Origin of the sequence: Oceanospirillum sediminis (genome assembly GCF_014164585.1) — a bacterium.
GTDB classification, from domain to species: Bacteria; Pseudomonadota; Gammaproteobacteria; order Pseudomonadales; family Halomonadaceae; genus Oceanospirillum; species Oceanospirillum sediminis.
On the sequence record NZ_JACJFM010000353.1, the window covers coordinates 1 to 309 of the forward strand.

1 protein-coding gene is annotated in these 309 nt (G+C 53.1%); it reads left to right on the forward strand.

The window, feature by feature from the left end:
• Positions 1 to 309 (forward strand): hypothetical protein (locus H4O21_RS25200; protein WP_220495924.1); only part of this gene is annotated, 309 nt, incomplete at both ends.

Genomic DNA, 309 nt, shown 5'->3' on the forward strand with positions numbered 1-309 from the left:
CTGACTCGGACAGCGACTCAGACTCTGACAGTGATTCGGACTCTGACAGTGACTCTGACTCGGATAGCGATTCAGACTCCGACAGTGACTCAGACTCGGATAGCGACTCAGACTCAGATAGTGATTCAGATTCCGACAGCGATTCGGATTCCGACAGCGATTCGGATTCCGACAGTGACTCCGATTCGGACAGTGACTCCGACTCGGATAGCGATTCGGACTCGGATAGTGATTCCGACTCCGACAGTGACTCTGACTCCGATAGCGACTCTGACTCGGATAGTGACTCTGATTCGGACAGTGACTCTG